Source organism: Candidatus Hodarchaeum mangrovi (assembly GCF_975850365.1).
The window spans coordinates 1-18,910 of sequence record NZ_CDLCQJ010000009.1 but is presented as its reverse complement, the minus strand read 5'-3'; the positions used below and the strand labels follow the sequence as shown (position 1 = coordinate 18,910).

Genomic DNA, 18,910 nt, shown 5'->3' with positions numbered 1-18,910 from the left:
CTTTCTTTACGGATTATATTTCGAATTACAGGGAATTTTCTTTGCTTGGGTAATATATACGAGTTTACCTCCCTTCATTTCACGGTTAATGGCTGGAGAGGATTATTCAAAAGGCTTGATACGAATTAGTGTTTTTCTGTTTGGAATGTATGTGATATTTTTGCGGACAATGCATCTATTACTATTGATTCCAATAGGAGTACCGAGCTTCCCATTCAGTATTATCCTTAGCGATCCCTTTTCCATTCTACTTGTCATCGCGATGATCTCTAAAATCTTAGAAATTATTGGTTTTTCCTTAGGACTATTAGTTGCACTATACCTTTGGAGGTTCAGAAAGATACCGGAACCATCTCCTGTAGCAACCAAAACACCTTCCTCCATCATAATACCTGAGGATACTATTGAACTAGAGGAAATAAAGTATGCTTTTGAGGAAGAATAAATTGCTTATTTCTTAATGTTAGGATTTGTTTCCCTAATAACAGCTAGTTGCCTACCAATCGCCACAAGTTCTCCTTTTTCACTCCATAGTTCAACATCAGTCTCTGTAAGTCCATTAGTCACAAAGTTTGTGCTTGACTGGAAACCAAGGCGTGTTCCTGGTGGAACATATCTTACTTGAACTGACATTTCGATGGTAGGTACCCATTGGACTGGACCCGTGTAACGCAGAACAGGTGGTGGGGAAGCGTCAGCTAGTAACAGTACAGCAAGTCCATCTAATGGCCGACCATCTTGAAAACTAAAATACCCAGAGAAAAAGGTTTCTCCTCCAGTATCTCCGTCTACCCAGCTAAATTGATCTGGTGGGACACATAGCTTGACTTGGTTGAAAAATGGGTACCGTGGAGAAGGAAATTCAATACATGTATTAAGATCAGGCAGTAATGGTTGTTTTTGTATTAGTGTTAATCCCTTAAACGCATTCTCTCGTGTGAAAGTTCCTATGAACGAAATAATTTCATTATTTTCCTGTAGTAAAGTTATTTTTCCTGTAACTAACCTCTTATTTTCCATGACTCTGTTGACAAACAATACCGCTTTACCAGGAAGTGTGGGCTTGTGATAGTAAGCAGTCATTGACAATGGAATATTGAAATTAGTAATTTCGTGAAATACTTTACCTGCAATTGCCATCAGATACCCCCCATGAGGAGCTACAATGTTCCAGTCACGTGATATCTCTATCACAAAACGGTTCTCTCCTATCTGTTCCATGTGCATGTCACGGTCTAACTTATACTCCATGTTGATTCCAACTAGTTCAATTCATCTATTAAATCAATCTATTCGAATCTAATTTATTAGATCCTACCAGAAAACTGATTGATGATCGATCACAACATACAGCTGGGATCTCATCTATTGTTTCCCCATAGCTTTTTAGCCAATCATGTTGACGGTGTCCACTCGATATTCTGATGCTCATAATATTGTTTGTAAAGTTGGCCGTATTTTCCCCCTTTAGCTAATAAAATCTCGTGAGTTCCTTCTTCAATAATTTGTCCTTTTTCTAAGACAATGATTCTGTCTGCTTTTTGAATAGTCGAAAGTCTATGAGCGATGATAATAGACGTTCGATTAGTTAATAATATTTCCAAGGCTTCTTGAATAATGGCCTCGGTATAAGCATCTACAGAGGAGGTAGCTTCATCTAGAATAAGAATTTTGGGGTCAGCTAATAAGGCCCTTGCAAAACTAATAAGTTGTTTTTGACCTGCTGATAATCCTTTTCCCCTTTCCCCTACTTGGGTTTTTATTCCTTCAGGCAAATATTCAAGAAATTCATCTGCATGGACAGAACGAATTGCATTCCAAAGAGCTGTTGTGGAAGCCTCTGGATTTCCATAGCGGATATTTTCTTCAATGGTACCAGAGAATAAAAATACATCTTGTTGAACCATTCCTATGTTTTTTCTGAAAGAATAGAGATCAAAATCCCTGATATCGATCCCATCTATTTTAATTAAGCCCCCTTGAAACTCATAATAACGCATTAGAAGATTTACAAGACTGGATTTTCCAGCACCTGTATGTCCTACTATGGCCAGCTTTTCACCTTTTTTAATCTTTAAATTAAAATTTTTAAAGACATATTCTCCTTCTCGATAATAAAAGGTAAGATTATCGAAAAGAATTTCTCCTTTTATTTTATCAGCTTTATTAGCTGTTAAACTTTGCTTCACATCAGGTTTGGAATCAAGAATTTCAAGAATACGTTCATATGCTGCCATAGCTGTACTTAATTGGGGATAAAATGTCGCCAATATCATAATTGGACCGAAAAATCTCTGAATATATAGAATGTACATTAAAATCATTCCGATGTTGGCTGTTCCTTGAGCTACTAACTGTCCACCTAAATAAACAATTATTATCAGAACTATTGCTGTTATAGTTTCGAGAATTGACCTCCAAACATGAGTTACAGCAGTCAAACGGTATGCTGACTTAAAATATTCAATGTTCGTCTTGTTGAATTGTTCAGAGACAGTAAATTCCTGTCCATAGCTCTTACATACTTGAATGCCTTCTATAGATTCAACCATTGCTGAATTTATTTTAGCTATTGATTTTCTGTAGGCACGTGAGACTATTCGCGCTAACTTTCGCAACGAAAACATTAAGAGAAAAAGGATCGGAACTGCTGTAAGAGTAATAAGAGCTAAAACTGGATTTAAGATTAAAAGTATCCCAAAAGTTACAACAGTAATAAGTAAGTTTCCTAATGTGTCTGCAAGCAGAATTGTTGAATCACCAAAATCCATTGTATCATTAGATATCCTGGAATTTAAACTGCCACTTAGATGTCTATCAAAAAAACTCATATCCTGTTCTTGAAGCTTATCAAAGATATCCATCCGAATTTTCTCAAGGAAGAAGGGAATAAAGTTCCCAATCTCTATTCGGCGTAATGCAAAGGTAACCCAAATGATAGACTGCAAAATTAAGTAAATAAATCCCAAGGTAATTACAAAAATTAGATCGGGATTGATACTTTCAAGTTCATCAACAGCTATTCCAACTATTAAAGGAATTGTGATATCTGCTATTGTTGTTATAAGAATGAAAAGAGAAATTAAGAAGATACTTCTTTTAAAAGGATGTATTCTACGAATATATCGAGTCAAAAGTTCGCGATCTGAATACTCCCGTTCGTATTTTTCATCTGATATTGCTCTGTAGAGACCCATTTCAAAGTCCTTCTTTCTAGTTTTTGATTCTTAAGGGTGGTAAAAGTTGATATTTTCCAAAAATACGTCGATAATCACTCGAGTATTGTAATAATTCGTTATGATTTCCCTCTGCTACAATTTGACCCTGTTTGAGGACTAGAATTTTATCCGAAGAACGTATTGTATGCAAACGATGAGTAATAATTAGTGTAGTCCTGTTTTTTGCAATATTTTCTAGAGAACGGGTAATTTTCTCTTCTGTTTCACTATCTACTGATGAAACTGCATCATCCAGTATTAAAATGTCAGGATCTGTTAAAAATGCACGAGCAATTGCCACACGTTGTTTTTCTCCACCTGAAAGTCGGGTTCCTCGTTCACCAACAACAGTATTGTATTGATCAGGGAATTCCTTGACAAAATCATGGACTTGAGCAAGTTCAGCAACTGCTAAAATTTCTTCATCAGAAGCATTTGGTTTACCAAAAGCTATATTTTCCTTTATTGAACGGGAAAAAAGGTAAATATCTTGCTCGATGTAACCAATATGTCTACGTAGCTCGTTAAGAGGAAAATCTTGAATATTTCTTCCATCTAGGCAAATAGTACCTTCTTGAGGTTCGTAAAGACGTAATAACAATTTTACTAATGTGGTTTTTCCACATCCCGTTGGTCCAACAAGAGCCACTCGTTGATTCTTCTCAACAGTAAATGATATATTTTGAAGGACTGGTTTTTTTCCTTCTCCATATGAAAAGGTAACGTTACGAAACTCAATCTTTCCTCTGAGTGTTTCAGGCCATTCTTCCAGTTTAGCATCACTCCTCTCATTTTCCTCAATTAAGAGGGAATTAAATAATCTTGAACATGCTGCAAATCCACTCATCATATCATTAGTGGCCCAAAAGATCATACCTGTTGGATCCAGTAAAGTGATTAAGAGTAAATTAACTGCAGTTAATGATCCAAGTGAAAGGGAATTTTGAAAGACTAAAAACGTACCAATAAGAAAGGTTGTACCAATAGCGATATTTAAAGTCAATAACGGGTAAAATCTCGCTTGAACTCGTGTTTCTCCAATTCGATTATCTCGAAATCCAATTACTGCCTTTTTAAACTTCTTACGTTCCCATTGTTCTGCTGTGAATGCTTTAACTACAGCTGTTCCACTAATACTTTCTTGTAATACCACTACAAGATCCGAATGTTTTACCATTCGCGCTGCAGCCCAAGGAGTGATTTTTTTTCGATAGTCAAGAACAAAATAAAAGTAGATGGCAAAAAATGGAACACAAATTAACGCCAATCGAATATCTAGGGTAAAAAATAAAAGAAAAGCCAATATTACCTGAAAAAAGGGGTAAATATAGAAAGCACCATGAGAAAGCATTGTGTTGATAATTCGTAAATCATTGGTAGCTAACGCTTCTAAATCACCAGTCTTGGCAATATCATGATATCGTAAGGATTTGTGTTGAATAGTATCAAAAAATTCCTGCCTCATATACTGTTCTGTCTTTAAACCTAAGTAATGACCAATCAGCATTGTAAGGTAATCCCCAGCATTTCGTACGAGATAAATAAAAAATACAATGATGAGTAACATAATTAAATTAGCAAGATCACGTGTTAATAGAGTTGTATCAACAATATACCCAATTACAATGGGTACAAGAACTCTTGAAAGAGTTACAATACTAATCCCAACAATTACTCCAAAAACTAATAATTTTTGATTGACCAGATGGAATAAAAGCCACCGTTTGTAACTCTGATACTTTTTTACATCTAAACTCATAATCAAACCTTAACCCTTGATCAATCATAATCAATATGAAAAATTACCAAAAGTCTGATGTATCTTTTCTAACAAATAAATAGATCCTTTGAGTTTTCAATATAAAAATTGAAAATATAAATTAATTCAAAGAAATTCGTCAGATACTATTTATCTGTTCTAGATTACCCAAATCTCACCTTTTTTAAACTTTGAAGTCATTTATCAAATAACTTCTGAATAATGACTTGAAATATTATTAGAATTCTCTACAGGGATAGTTATGAAAATATTTAGAATAAGTGCTTATGGATTAACTGGTTTGATGTTCGTTTTAACCATTTTTACATATAATTTTCAACAACGGTCAACGGGAATGCTTCCAGTAATTACTTACCCCTTTAGGGATTATACATTTATTTGTTCTCTCTTAATGGTTATTTTTTTAGGATTAGCTCTTGGACTTGAGATTATAAGTCGACGTCGTGTAAAGGATGGCAAATAAAACCAGTGAAGAGTTCGTATTCACACCACTTTCTGTCACTCGTTTTATCTTAATATTCATATTTATGGGTTTTATTGTAAAAATGATTGTAGAAATAATTCATGAAATCTTAGGACATGGATTGATAGTTTTGCTCGCTGGGGGAAAAATAAATTCTTTTACCATCTCATGGTTATGGCCTTTAGAATTCTCTTCGATTTCTTGGCATCTTCCCAGTGATGTACCACCTTTGCTCCGAAGCTATGTAATTGCTGGAGGTATTATAGTCTGTATTATTGTTTGTTTTTTTTCTCTTGTCCTTCTCCATTTTATCCTGTCTGAAAAAAGAATCCTTCTATCAATATTTTTGATTTGGTTAACCTTCTGGTCTCTAATAAATGGGACTGGATACCTTATTATTGGTGGATTAAATCCATTTGGAGACATTTCCCAATTGATTCAATTAGGAATATTAACCCAACTCTCCTCACTTCTTCTTGGGTTGGGCCTCTTTGGAATTGGATTTGTTTTATTGTCGATATATGTGAACCAATTCTTTTCAAAACATTTTAGTGCTTATAGGGAATATATTGTCATTGCATTTTGGGGATTAATCCCGTTTTTAACATTTCTTACTGTTTTAGGGCACAATTTTCCATTATATTCTATTTTTCCTAGTTTTATACCAATGGGAGCAATTTTAATTTATTACCTTATATCGAAAGATGTAATAACAGCTTAATAACCTATCTAACCAAAAGTTAGGAGGAGAATTATGACATCAGTTCCAGAAGGAGACATAACAGAAGTTCTTAAGGCATTGAATCATGATATTAGACGCGAAATAATTCGAATTCTTCATGTTAACAATAATTTAGTATCATATTCAGAATTCTTAAACAGTCTAAATCTTCCAGCCTCATCTAATGTTGCATACCATCTATCATTACTAGGTAAAGCGCATCTTATTGGCAAGGATCTTGAAGGAAGATATTCTTTAACTAAACTGGGAAGGAGAGCTGCATTAATGTTAGATTTAGTTGTTGAATCAAAGGGGTCGCCATTTTCAGATATTTATCTTGGTTTTTCCAGACTAAATCCTCTTGAACTGATACTTGGTGCATGGTGGATTTTTTTCTTCATCCTAGGATTGACTCTCCTCCAGTGGCATATTTTATTAAGCATCTTCTTTCTTTTACTCTCTCTATCATCGATCTTACTTTTCATTTATCGAACTAAAACGCTTTGGACGCTACTGTTAATTAATAATTTCATATGGATCTTCTTTGCCCCTAATAATCGTGAAATTCTTATCTCTATTGCTCTTACAAATGCTTTAGCCATAATTTTCTTATTCCCAGAACCTGCTCTTTTTGATATTGCAGTTTTAAACCAAGTAATAGGGATAATATTGCTATTATCAAGTATTTTCTTGTCATTTCTTTATTTCTACATATCAAATGACAAGAAACTTCCCCTTTTTTTAAAAAAAGAAGAGAGAAGAAGAGTCTAGAAATCTCTTCTTCGCATCGATAAAATTACTAGGATCAAGGGGATCAGAATCCAGATACTGATCATTCCTAGATTACGTATAGCTTCCCAAGAATAAAGGCTTAAGTTGTTATTAAGTAATTTTGGCCAAAAAGCCGCAAAGGTGAATGGGGAGAGTAGCTCCAAAGGTTTAAATGCAGCAATAGCAAATTGAACAATGAAAATGGCAATAGCACTAAATCCAGCTGTTAAAGAAGTAAATCTTGTACTGAGAAGACTTGTTACGACCCCAATATAACTATAAAAAAGAACTATTGGAATCAGAGTCCAGACTAAATTAATAAGAGGAATCTCTGTAAAAAAGAAGAGCAAATAAAACCATCCAAAGAATGAAGCTATTATAAAAGGGACAATAAGGGTAATTAGTCGGGAGAAAATCTTTGCTATAGAATAATCCTCACGTGTAATGGGTCTTGATAAAGAATAATTAATGGATCCGCTTTCTATATCTCCAGCAAAGATATTCATGGTACCTAGTGAAGCGATTATGATTCCGAAGAGAAATACATCACTAAAGAAATCAGCTAAAGCAACTTCCCCTGATGGAGTTATTGGATTCACTAACTCAAAACCAAATAACTTCAGTAAATCCTGCATGTAGAAAGTGCCAATGATACTCATAATAATTTGAAAGAAAAATAGAAAACTTAAAAGTATAAGTTTCAGTCTATCTGCACATAAATCATTTTTGAATTGGACATAAAATGAATGTAGTCTCATGGATAATCTTCTCCTTTTATTTCCTCAGTAATTTTAGCGAAGAATAGATCTTCAAGTGAAAATTCCATTAAAGAAAAGAATTTTATCTTGGAATCGCATTTTTGAATCAAATCAAGTAGCAGCTGCTCTTCTGTGATATTATTTGACACTGTAATTATGACTCGGTCTAATGAATCAAGGTTGAAAGCAGTAACATAATCTAAAGAAAGTACCTTTTCTTGAATAATTTTTCCTGAGATAATATATTTACGATGAGCTAAATATTTGGTTAGATCATTTCGCTTACCTGCTTCAATGATCTTGCCCCGATGAATGATTGCGATATTTGTAGCTATTTTATCAACTTCTCCGATAATGTGGGAAGATAATATTATGGATTTTCCTTCTTTCGCTAAATCTTTTAAAAGAGAAAGGATATTTTTCCTTGCTATTGGATCAAGTCCACTATTTGGCTCATCTAGGATTAATAACTGGGGATCGTGCAAAAGTGCATTGGCAATTCCTACTCGCTGCTTTTGGCCTCTGGAGAGGTTACCGATCTTTCGATTCTGTAGTTTTTTTAATCCGACTTGTTGAAGTACTTCAGAAATTCTCTCCTTTCGGTATAAAATATCATTTAATTTCCCAGTTAAAGAGAGAAATCTATAAATTGTTTCGTATTTGGGCATTTCAGCGTCCGGAAGAAATCCAATTTGTTTATTTATTGCTACAGAATGATTTTTCACTTCTTGACCAAAGATTTTTACTGATCCTTGAGAATAATGTAACAATCCCACCAATATTTTCAATGTAGTTGTTTTTCCAGCTCCATTAGGACCTAGATAGCCAAAAATTGATTCCTCTGGAACAGTCAAATTAATTCTATTAAGTGCTTGAAATTTTCCATAATTTTTTGTTAGATTTTGAATTTCAATTATATTCCCCATATTTCATTTCTCCCACTCATCTTCAACTGATTTTTCTCCCTTTATAGGGACATCAAATCTTTGAGCATAAAGAAGAAAGAAGATTGGTCCAGCAAAACTAAATATAAGTATAATAATTAACCACAACAATTTTTTGTTCTGTAAAAACTCCTTTTTTTTATTCCATTCCCAAAGTCCAATTAGTATTAACGATAATTGGAGGATGAGTAATGGTGCTATTATCCATATTAAATCACCAAAGTCCTCTATAAAATTCGTAATCATTTTCTTACACCATTTACTATTTATTGGATTTTAATCCAATAAATATAAAGATAACTATGTTATTTAAACTTATTGACATCGGTAAGAGATTAGAAGGCTCAATATCTTGTAAAAAGAATTTTACATACTGTAAAAAGAAATTTACACACATTCAAAAAAATTTTACAAGGAACTAGGAGTAATGAAAAAAATTTTCATCCTTCTGATAGCATCATTTTATGATTCTAGAGTTATAATCGAATCAATAAATAGGAATATATGGTCATTAAAATAACAAGAAATGCTATTTTCTCCCTATATCAATTATATAAAAAGAAAAAAAGATATTTGAAATTTTCTAACTTTCTTTCAAGGAACCGACCTTAAAAAGGTTTAGTCAATGGAAACGTGGTAATAATACCTTTTCTGCAGTTGGTTATCAATCCTAAAAAGACATCTTTCACCATCAGCAATCCGCTCTTTATAAAGGTCAAGATTGCCCTCTTGTTCAAACATTTCTTGTAACTCATTTGCAACAATGATTTCTCGTTCCCATATATCTCGTGCATTTTTTGTAAAATCAATGACAGTAAAGGGTAGGTGATTGTATTTCAATGCCTGAGCCATTTTAGTGTTATTAGGAGCTAAAATATTCTCTTGTTCTGCAGTTTCTATGATTTGGGCAAAAAAAATACCTAATTGTCCCTTTGGTTTCAATAAATTTTTTAATTTTCCTATAATTGCATCTATATTATCAATATTTGATGGATAAAGAGTATCTATGGCATAGATAGCATTAAATGATGTTGGAGGAAAATTAAGTTGATTCATATCTCCTACTTGAAATTGTAAAGTATTTTCCTCGGTTTGGAGGGTATTTTCCTTTGCCCATTGAATGAGTTTTTTCGCAAAATCGATGCCTAAAATTTTAGCTCCCGTTTTCCTCTGAATATATTCTGTTATCTTACCTAAACCACACCCTAAATCTAGGACTGAATCATTGGCACTTAAATTCAATGAGGAGATAAGAGTTTTTAATTGGTCCATATCAAGAACATTAAATTGTAAAAGATTTTTTCCAAATACCTTTTCACAAAATAATGCATAAGCTTTACTATTTGCACACCGTAGAAGATGATCATTATACCAATTACTCTGCTGCTCAATCTGAGCTATTTTTCCAAGTTTGATTCCGTTTTGAGTAAGCTTGAGTTCTCTTCCATCAAACAGAACATATTTTTTAATTTTTAATAATTCAATTGCTGAATCTGAATCAATGTTCTTCTCTGAGATGGTTTTAAGCTTCTTGATTCCCTCACCAGTAAGAGGTATTTTTAAACTTTCAGAAATAAGAATTTCTTGACTTTTTGGATCTCTTTCCATTCTTGATAGTTCCCTAATAACCCATAAGACGATTTTTTCGTTCTCTGTAAGAGCAGAAAATTCCTGAGTGGTTACCATCATCAATTCCTCAAGGTAAAAATATAATTATTTAGAGAAATAGAATTAATTACTAGATAATTTGTTATAAACCAAATGAATTAGGCAAAAAAACATTGGTACATGAATAATAAATCAAAAATAATTCCGAATTGCTTTTAATCTAAGACTCTAAATTCCGATGTACGGATGTGTAATCCTTGCCTAATGAAGTCATTATTAAGCTCAACTCAGTTGGATCTTTTTATGTAGGTAAGACATCTTTAATTAGGCGATATACGGAAAATACATTCTCAGAAGACTATTTACCGACTCTTGGGGTGGATATTACAGTTAAACGAGGAATTATCATCAATGGGAGTACTCTCCCGGTAAGATTGGTATTAATGGACACAGCAGGAGAGGAAAGGTTCGGAAGTCTTCGAAAAACATACTTTGAAGGGTCATTAGGGTGTATTGCAGTATATGACATTTCTAAGTCAGATACTTTTGGTGATCTTGATTACTGGATTGATGAGTACCGAAAAATAGCAGGTGATAAAGCTGTTATTACGATTATTGGAAATAAAATTGATCTAGCTGATAGAAGAAAAGTTACAGAAGAAGAAGGAAAGAAATATGCTCGTTCTCAAGGAACCTCCTTCTATGAATGTTCAGCAAAATGGGGGAGTAAAATAATTCCTAAGGTCTTTATAGAACTAGTCAGAAATTGCTTGGGTCAGCTTAATTGAACTAGTTCTCTTGATTTTTCCAGAAGTAACCCATGCTTTCCAAATAATGTCTTGGTTATATATCTCGACGGATCTTTCTTTAAATAAAATCTTCTTTAATTTAACTATATTAGATACTAGTTTGAAATTCAAAGTTTTAATGGTTCACTGACATTATATACTCTGAGATGATCAATCCAAGGAATCCTAGCGTTAAAATCAGTAAGCTGATAAAAATGCTTGTAAAAAGAATATCACCTCGTTGGACATAGTATCCTAATCCCTCACTGATGATCGAATAAAGAAGCATCCCAGTTCCAATAAAGTAAACAATATATCGCCAATTATAATCACGTAAAAATCCTAGTCCAGCAAAAATTAGTAAACAAGCAGTTATGATTTCTGCAAGGATATGAAATCCAATTTCCCAAGGAATTGTATTTAGTTCTGGAATATTATCTGTCACAAGAAACATAATCCACATTCCCACCATCGATATTCCGACAATTAGTGAGTAAACACCTGTTATTCGCGATTTTTTCATTTCCTTTGCTCCTAATAAACTCTTTTATGTAGGAAATGACTATAAATTTTTATTTTAAAGACTTAAGTAGGCATAGAACTAAGAAAAAAAAGTACTCCGATGGAGTGAGAAAGCACAGAAATAAATTACAGGTAAATGTGATCTGAAATAACTGATTCTTGCCTCCATCATAATAGGTTTAATAAAACAAATCCCTCATTTTTCCTAATAATTTAATAGGAACAAGTGAAGTATTTGAAAAATTATAGCATTCTAATTCTTCTTTTTGTCATAACTGGATTTTTTTATCCGTTTAATCGTATTTCTAATATTACAGAGATAAGGATCTCTGGAACCAAATCCATTAAGACTGATTTATCAGAAATTAAGGTACTAATTTTTGTTGCTGACTATGTTGGATATTCATATTTTGAATTACGAGATATTTTACAAGAAATGGGTGTTATAATCACGACTGTTGGCTTAACATCTCAACATTTTGCGTGTACAAATCGTGGGGAGAATCCTATCTTTATTGATACAAATATTACTGTTAAGCAAATAACCGAGGATCTACTCACTGACTTTGACGCGTTGCTTATACCTTCAGGAGGTTATTGGTCTTCGATGTTAGTTCAAGACAATCTCCATGATCTTATAACGATGGCTTATAACAAAGGATTAGTGATTGGATCAATCTGCGTAGGAATGGCTATTTTATCTGAATCAGAGATAATAAATGGAGTTCACATGGTTGCACATGATTCTGCAACAAATTATCTGGAAAATAGTGGAGCAATAATAGAATACTATTCTAGAGTTATACGAGATAAACGAATTATATCTGGAGGATCTGGAGGAGGACTGACTGGAGGCGGCTATTTAACTGCACCCCATCGTGAACTTTGTGAGACTGTATTGAGAGAAATACTAGGTTATTCATACCTCTCTAAATTAAATATAGTACAAAAGTCATCGAATTATACATTGACGGTCTCCTTATTTAAGCAGAATAATTTAACTGGGAATGCAATTGATTTTTATAGAGTCAGAGCAATTTTAACTAATAATCAGGGAACAGAGGTTAAAACTTATAGCTTTTCCCCAGAAAAAGAAAATAGTTATGATGCACAAATAACAGATCTTCCAACAGGAAAATACTCTGTTTCTATAGAGATTAAAACAAATGAGAGTATTATCGAGATAGAACGTGATGTAGGAAGTATTAAATCGGGTACCAGAATACCAGGTTTTGAGTTTGGAGTAGTATTTCTAGGGATCCTCTTAATTCTCTATAATTATAAAAAAAAGTAACATTAACTATCTTTGATGGTTGGATTTGACTAATTTCTAAGCTGTTAATTATAGTTAAATCTTTCAATACACTTATAGAGAAAGAACTAGGTTTTTATAATCTTTTCCTTGAAACCAAAAGTTTTTAAGCTATTAGCAAGAATAAGAAAATTAAAATGGCGATTATTATCTCTGAAAGAGGCGATTAATCAACTAATTATTTTCTTACCTGCCAAATTTATTACTATTTATTATTAGAGTTCAATAAACCCTTAATACACTTAAAAAATTAATATAGATTAAGTAAAAGAAAGAATCAATAGAAATTTAGAAACAAATCTTTCTACCAGTAAGATTATATAAAATTTCTTAATCTGAAAGAATTAATAAACGTAATTCTACCATATAATCTTAGGAAGATGAATTTTTTGATTTTAGTAAACAAAATAATTATTAAATGGTCCAATACTTTTGGGATGGTGTATTAAGCCAATATTTTGAAAATTGTCGGCTTCTTTTCACAAAATAACTATCTTAATAATATGCTATTTTTTGAGAACTGATTCCCTATACTCGCATGCTTTCTCTAGATATACATAAAAGCACTGAGGCCGGAAAAGAGCCTGCGGAGGGAGTATCTAGTTAATTAAATATATTCAATTTGGTATCAACTTTACCTGTTATGAAAACGCACAACTTTACTAGAGTTTGTTTTAAATTACTCATAGTTACTATGATATGTCTCCTCACTCTAAACTCTTCACTCCTAGATATATTCGGTGAAACTACAGATTCTGAATATTGGCTGACAATTGAAGATGAAATTGAGGATTTAGATGGACGACTTTCTCTCACTTATATCACTGCAGCTCAGAAATTTGAAATTACCGAGGAATATGCAAATATTACAGAAATAAGTGTATACCTTACATATATTGATGTAGCAAAGGACGGAAAAACCCCACATGGGACAGTTTCAATTTTAACTGATGATAATGGGCTTCCAGGGGTTCCATTAAGTACGACTACCTTAGAAGAGAAGTTTGGACCACTTGATTTAGGTGTCTCTATAGGTCCTACATGGATTAATTGTCTATTTGCTACTCCCATAATGATAACCCAAGGATCTTATTGGATCGTCTTAAATGATACAGGGGAACAAGCTTTTGGTTCATGGGAATGGTTTACTCAAGATGACATGACTAATGGAGATTCTGGTGATTGGGCAGCCAAAGCAAGTCATACTGGTAGTTGGGTTCTTAATCCTTTTCCACCAGGTGATATGCTCTCAAAGATTAAAATTGTTCCAACAAATCCTCCTCCTGAGATCCCCCCAGAGGAAGAAGATACATATAGTTATATCTTCACTCATCCAGGCAATGGTAAATGGAGTTATAACTTAACAATAACAATAGAAGACTCTTCTGCAATAATAACAAAATCTAATAGACTTTACAGGTCAAAATCAAATAAATTTTCTCTTGAAACAGCTACAATCTGTGTTATTCATATACCCGATAAAACAAGTGGCTACACATCTGATTCCTCTGATAAGGTCATTTATGGAATGATCCGATGTAATATAAAATCTTTTGTTGAAGATTTCCTTCTTCAGATAGAACCATCCACATCCACTTTTATTTCTCTTACTATCATCCTTAAACTCGTACATCAAACACCTACAAGAACTCTTTCCCACAATACTGTTATTATTCTTACTTGGGATCATTGGAATTTAGGTATCAACTAAGCAATCAGCTATCATCAATATCAATGCACTGTTACCTCACTTTCCATCTTTAATAATGACATCTTTAATAATGATTAGGCCTAGTAATTTATCAAAGACCCTCCTATGAAACATTAAAATAAACCCCTGAAACAAAGGGGATTAAAGCTATGAGATACAAAGCGAGTAACATCACTAAAAACTATTTACTAGCTCTAATCATAGTCTCTCTTATAGGCCTTAATGGAATCCCAATAAATTTAGTCTTCTCAATGAATGATATCTCTTCCGAAGACATTTTTCAACAGAGTTTACGAAATGAAGAAGGAATTTTAGTCAAAAGATTGATGAGAGAGCCTAATTTAACTTTTTCTAACAATAAAATAAGAGAAGAAATTATAACCGTTGAGTCAATCCCATATATGATTGGTAGTCAATCTGGGGTAGGGAAAAGTGACTTTTCGGTTAATGATTCATTAACGAAGTTAAACTTCACGTCTTTAAACACAATAAATGATATCTTTCTTGGAAATCCTACAATACATGAGGATTCTTATAGTACTAGCACTCTAATGAACTTTGAACAGAGTAGTCTTCATTTTGAGATAATGGAAGTTACTGCACAAGAAGATTGGCGATTAATAGAAAATGAAACTACCGATCCTGATATTAGAAACTCCGTTACGTATCTTGAGGCTGCTCAAAAAATTGAAATTAAGGAAGAATATGCCAATATTACTGAAATAAGTGTTTATATTAGATATATTGATCTGGATAAGGATGGTCAGATTCCACATGGAAATGTATCAATCTTTTCCGATGATAATGGAGAACCAGGGATTCAATTGGGCACCATAACTTTAGAGGAAGGGTTTGCATCCTTGGATCTAGGTTTATCTATAGGACCAGCTTGGGTTAATTATATTTTCTCTAATCCAATAAATTTGACTAAAGGATTTTATTGGATTGTATTAAATGATACAGGAAACCAAATTTATGGTTCTTGGAGTTGGTATACACAAGACGATTTAACGAACGGAGATGTCGGTGATTGGGCAGCAAAAGCGACTCACTCAGGTAGTTGGACTTTGAATCCCTTTCCAGAAGGGGACATACTTTCAGCTATTAGAATAATACCTACTGATGCATTAGGTAATAAATTAACCTACACCACTCCCGAAGCAATTTCTATGACCTATAATACAACAGAAGGGAATTATGAATTATCAGAGTTTTCTTTCGAGGCAAATGATACCTTAACTCATAATTTTTATACCAACACTTCTGTTTCATTTACATTAAAGAATTATGCTAATTTTTCTTACACCCTAAATCCCCTTACAGCTTCATCAACTTATTTAATTCAGAATGGGACAGTTGCTTGTTGGAATCTTTCTTTTACCTCAGTTCAAATTAATACTCCTGATATTATTAAAAATAGGATGTTTACTGTTACTGGGTTTCCTGCTGATTGGAACGGATCTGAAATCTATTGGAATGATTCTAGTGAACCAGTGTATACAGATCTTAGCAATAATGAGAATATCACTTGGGATGGTAATCCCCTTCACCATTATACTTATGGTAATACAACTATGGTGGTAAACGCAAGTCAACTAAGTGAAACAACGAATTGGCTAATCTGTTTTAATGCTGCTAACTACATTTCGAATTTTTATCTTGAACGAAATAGTATTCCTTTATCACTACCTCTTAAAGCGTATAGTATGGATGAACTTGATTTAAAGTTTAATGTTGGTGAAGCAGGAGGAAATGCTTCCTATTGGATTGAAAACGCAGGAATTGGTACAAGTATTATTTCTAAAAGTGATGTTTTATACAGTGATACCCTTGTCTCAGATTTATGGTCAATCAATAATACATTAGATCAGAATACAGATATTAATGGAACGTATAACTTACAAGCTTTCTGGATTAATACAGATAAAAACAAGGTTGGAACATTTACACGAAATTTAGAATTATATGTCAATACTTCATTTAATATACAAGCAGATTCAACAGTGACTATTGGAGAAATTTTTAATGTTACCGCTTTCTATAAATCCGTCCATAATAATTCTGACGTTAAAAATGCTCAAATTTGGTGCGAAGCAAATTGGACTTCAGCTGAAGACAGCTTTATGAACCAAATACCATTTGATAACGCTTATAATGTATCGTTCCAAACTAATGGTCAGATTCCAGGAGATTATGGTAGTGTAACAATAACAACTCAGGTTGCATATTTTGTTAATTGGACTCAAGTTATTTATGTGAAATTTGTTGACAATACCTCATTAAATGTTAATTCCACTAATTTAGTCTTGGAATGGTATGAGAATATTACTCTTCGTATCGATTTTCTAAATTCAACAGGAAGCCCTATTCAAGGTGCAGATGTCACAGTTAATGGACTAACTGCACAATATAGTGCAATTTTAGAAGCCTATCTCTACCGCTTAAATTCATCAGATTTCGCTGGTGTAGGTATATTTTCAAATATCCCAATATCAGCATCACACGTTAATTATGTGTCTCGTCAAATAAATCTCTCTCTAACAATAACCCCAGGCTATACAGACATCAATAGTAAATATATGGAAAGTGTTTATCATAATCAGACAGAAATAATTCTTCCTTATTCAAATAGTTCCTTAGATAGTGTTTCTATTAATTTCCAATACTATCATATTCTTACACTCAGGAACCTTTCTACAAGTATACCTTTAATTGAATCATTAATTCCGATTGCTAGTTCTATTGAAGAGACAGATAATTCATGGACAATAACCTTTGATCCTAATCAAATAGGGATTTTCTTGATAAATGTTACATTTAAGCTTGTTAATTATTATGATGCTCAATTTATAATTGTTTTAAATATCCAGAATGCTTCAACATCTCTTCAAACAGATTATGTTAACTATACACAGATCTATTATGATGAATCATTTGAAGTTGCGTTTTTCTTTAAGAATTTAGATTGGAATGAAAACATCACTTTTTTTGGACAAGTTCCAATTTTAATTAGTAATGATGAAAAAATAAGATATTTAAATCGTACAGGGGATCTCTACTGGTTTGAATTTGCCTATAGTTCTAATGAAGTAACTTTGGGGATTCAATCTATTACTATCACATTTACACTAGAGAATTTTAACTCTGCTTTGATCACGGTAATTTTTGATGTCATTAAGAGTCCATTCGTAGATTTAATTGGAATTGATACATTAAGTGGAGAGAATCTGGTTAATGGTACAAGTAATTTCACTAGATATTATTCCTCTACGGATTATGATAACCTATCGATCTCTTTTAGATATTATGAACTGAATAGAGGAACAAATCTAAATCTTACTCTTACAGAGATAATTGTTTATAAAGATTCATCCATTTCCCTAACATCTCTTCAACACGGAAATCTGAACTGGACTCTTATTTTTGATGGTGTAGAAATTGGTACATTCTTCATTCAAGTATTATTTAGCCATGAAAATTATACATCTCTAATTCTTGAATTTTATTATACGATTGAACAAGGAAACTCAATTATTGGCGAATTATCTTCAAATATTATGAATAGCCCAAATAACGCTAAAATCCAATCAAGTTTGTCACTTGAATTCTGGGTGGTATGGCAGAATGAGTATGGGGAGTTTATTAATGACTCAAATGGAGTATTGAGCAATGATTCTTCCGTAATATTCCTAAGTTCGGTTAAAATAAATGGTACACATTACTTTCAATTTACTGCAGGAGATATTGGAGTAACAACCATCACCCTTACTTTTGAGACATTGGAATATACAGCTCTTAACCTTATATTACGATTTGAAATAACTGAAAGAAAATTATTTGTTATCAATGAATATTCAACACATAATAACTCAGGGGTTGTGGGGGATCTCCAATATGGAGATCTTTATTTCTTCCAAGTTTATATTCAAGATGATAATGAGATCCCTGTTGATATTATAAGTTTTGAAGGTAATCTTCCTGCAAATGTGACGTTTTGGAATGTTTCAAATGGTCTTCATACCTTTTCTTATCACGCATGGATAATAGGCTTAACCAACCCTCTTATTATTAAGTTTGATAAACCTAATCATGAATATACTGATTATCAAATTACATTTCTTGTTAAAGAGGCTGATTCAGAAATAATATCAGATGATTCAATAATTTCTACCTTTTGGACCCAAGATACCTATTTCTCAGCTGTTTGGCAATCAATTCCTAATCCATTGATCCCAAGTAGTTCTACCATCTTGATTAATGGTAGTACAATATATGTCTCACATGATTGGATTATCCTTCAAAATGATAGTAATG

The 18,910-nt window shown here is 32.9% G+C and carries 16 protein-coding genes; 8 read left to right on the top strand and 8 right to left on the bottom strand.

The features are described 5' to 3' along the window. Window positions 1-445 (top strand): hypothetical protein (locus tag ACWVCY_RS01480; RefSeq protein ID WP_455139765.1); only part of this gene is annotated, 445 nt, incomplete at its 5' end. 5 nt (window positions 446-450) lie between these two features. Here ACWVCY_RS01480 and ACWVCY_RS01475 read toward each other — a convergent pair. The 3 genes from ACWVCY_RS01475 to ACWVCY_RS01465 form a co-directional block, all read right to left on the bottom strand. Further along, the gene (locus ACWVCY_RS01475) at window positions 451-1,251 is read right to left on the bottom strand and encodes a thioesterase family protein (RefSeq protein WP_455139763.1); all 801 of its coding nucleotides are present in this window, start codon (window positions 1,249-1,251) and stop codon (window positions 451-453) included. Window positions 1,252-1,394: 143 nt separating this feature from the next. After that, window positions 1,395-3,197, bottom strand: coding sequence for an ABC transporter ATP-binding protein (locus ACWVCY_RS01470; RefSeq protein WP_455139761.1), 1,803 nt, complete (start codon window positions 3,195-3,197; stop codon window positions 1,395-1,397). Window positions 3,198-3,213: 16 nt separating this feature from the next. Further along, window positions 3,214-4,977, bottom strand: a complete 1,764-nt coding sequence (locus ACWVCY_RS01465; protein ID WP_455139759.1) for an ABC transporter ATP-binding protein — start codon at window positions 4,975-4,977, stop codon at window positions 3,214-3,216. Between the two features lie 262 nt (window positions 4,978-5,239). On the opposite strand from ACWVCY_RS01465, the gene ACWVCY_RS01460 reads away from it, so the two are divergent. From ACWVCY_RS01460 to ACWVCY_RS01450, 3 genes are read left to right on the top strand one after another with little or no spacing between them, the layout of a single operon-like run. Then, window positions 5,240-5,461, top strand: a complete 222-nt coding sequence (locus tag ACWVCY_RS01460) for a hypothetical protein (protein ID WP_455139757.1) — start codon at window positions 5,240-5,242, stop codon at window positions 5,459-5,461. Next, a complete protein-coding gene (locus ACWVCY_RS01455; RefSeq protein WP_455139755.1) occupies window positions 5,451-6,182 on the top strand; it encodes a hypothetical protein in 732 nt (243 codons plus the stop codon). Before ACWVCY_RS01460 ends, ACWVCY_RS01455 begins: the two co-directional genes overlap by 11 nt. Window positions 6,183-6,215: 33 nt before the next feature. Next, a complete protein-coding gene (locus tag ACWVCY_RS01450; RefSeq protein WP_455139753.1) occupies window positions 6,216-6,953 on the top strand; it encodes a DUF7347 domain-containing protein in 738 nt (245 codons plus the stop codon). Here the strand turns inward: ACWVCY_RS01450 and ACWVCY_RS01445 are convergent. From ACWVCY_RS01445 to ACWVCY_RS01430, 4 genes are all read right to left on the bottom strand, one after another. Beyond that, window positions 6,950-7,711 (bottom strand): ABC transporter permease, encoded by a 762-nt coding sequence (locus tag ACWVCY_RS01445; protein WP_455139751.1) that lies wholly within the window; start codon window positions 7,709-7,711, stop codon window positions 6,950-6,952. The two genes, ACWVCY_RS01450 and ACWVCY_RS01445, sit on opposite strands and share 4 nt — an antisense overlap. Continuing rightward, window positions 7,708-8,637, bottom strand: a complete 930-nt coding sequence (locus ACWVCY_RS01440; protein ID WP_455139749.1) for an ABC transporter ATP-binding protein — start codon at window positions 8,635-8,637, stop codon at window positions 7,708-7,710. The genes ACWVCY_RS01445 and ACWVCY_RS01440 overlap by 4 nt, the downstream gene beginning before the upstream one ends. Window positions 8,638-8,640: 3 nt before the next feature. Beyond that, a complete protein-coding gene (locus ACWVCY_RS01435) occupies window positions 8,641-8,901 on the bottom strand; it encodes a hypothetical protein (RefSeq protein ID WP_455139747.1) in 261 nt (86 codons plus the stop codon). Between the two features lie 372 nt (window positions 8,902-9,273). Then, on the bottom strand, window positions 9,274-10,341 hold the full coding sequence (locus ACWVCY_RS01430; RefSeq protein ID WP_455139745.1) for a class I SAM-dependent methyltransferase: 1,068 nt from the start codon (window positions 10,339-10,341) through the stop codon (window positions 9,274-9,276). Between the two features lie 179 nt (window positions 10,342-10,520). On the opposite strand from ACWVCY_RS01430, the gene ACWVCY_RS01425 reads away from it, so the two are divergent. Continuing rightward, on the top strand, window positions 10,521-11,051 hold the full coding sequence (locus ACWVCY_RS01425) for a Rab family GTPase (protein ID WP_455139743.1): 531 nt from the start codon (window positions 10,521-10,523) through the stop codon (window positions 11,049-11,051). Between the two features lie 136 nt (window positions 11,052-11,187). Here ACWVCY_RS01425 and ACWVCY_RS01420 read toward each other — a convergent pair whose 3' ends face one another. After that, window positions 11,188-11,574: a hypothetical protein gene (locus tag ACWVCY_RS01420; RefSeq protein ID WP_455139741.1), complete on the bottom strand. Its 387-nt coding sequence runs from the start codon at window positions 11,572-11,574 to the stop codon at window positions 11,188-11,190. Window positions 11,575-11,808: 234 nt separating this feature from the next. Here ACWVCY_RS01420 and ACWVCY_RS01415 point away from each other — a divergent pair, with 234 nt between their 5' ends. The 3 genes from ACWVCY_RS01415 to ACWVCY_RS01405 all read left to right on the top strand — a co-directional run. Then, window positions 11,809-12,867 (top strand): DJ-1/PfpI family protein, encoded by a 1,059-nt coding sequence (locus ACWVCY_RS01415; protein WP_455139739.1) that lies wholly within the window; start codon window positions 11,809-11,811, stop codon window positions 12,865-12,867. 712 nt (window positions 12,868-13,579) lie between these two features. Beyond that, entirely contained in the window at window positions 13,580-14,596 is a 1,017-nt protein-coding gene (locus tag ACWVCY_RS01410; protein ID WP_455139737.1) for a hypothetical protein, read from the top strand. A 149-nt stretch (window positions 14,597-14,745) separates the two neighbouring features. Next, window positions 14,746-18,910 (top strand): hypothetical protein (locus ACWVCY_RS01405; protein WP_455139735.1); only part of this gene is annotated, 4,165 nt, incomplete at its 3' end.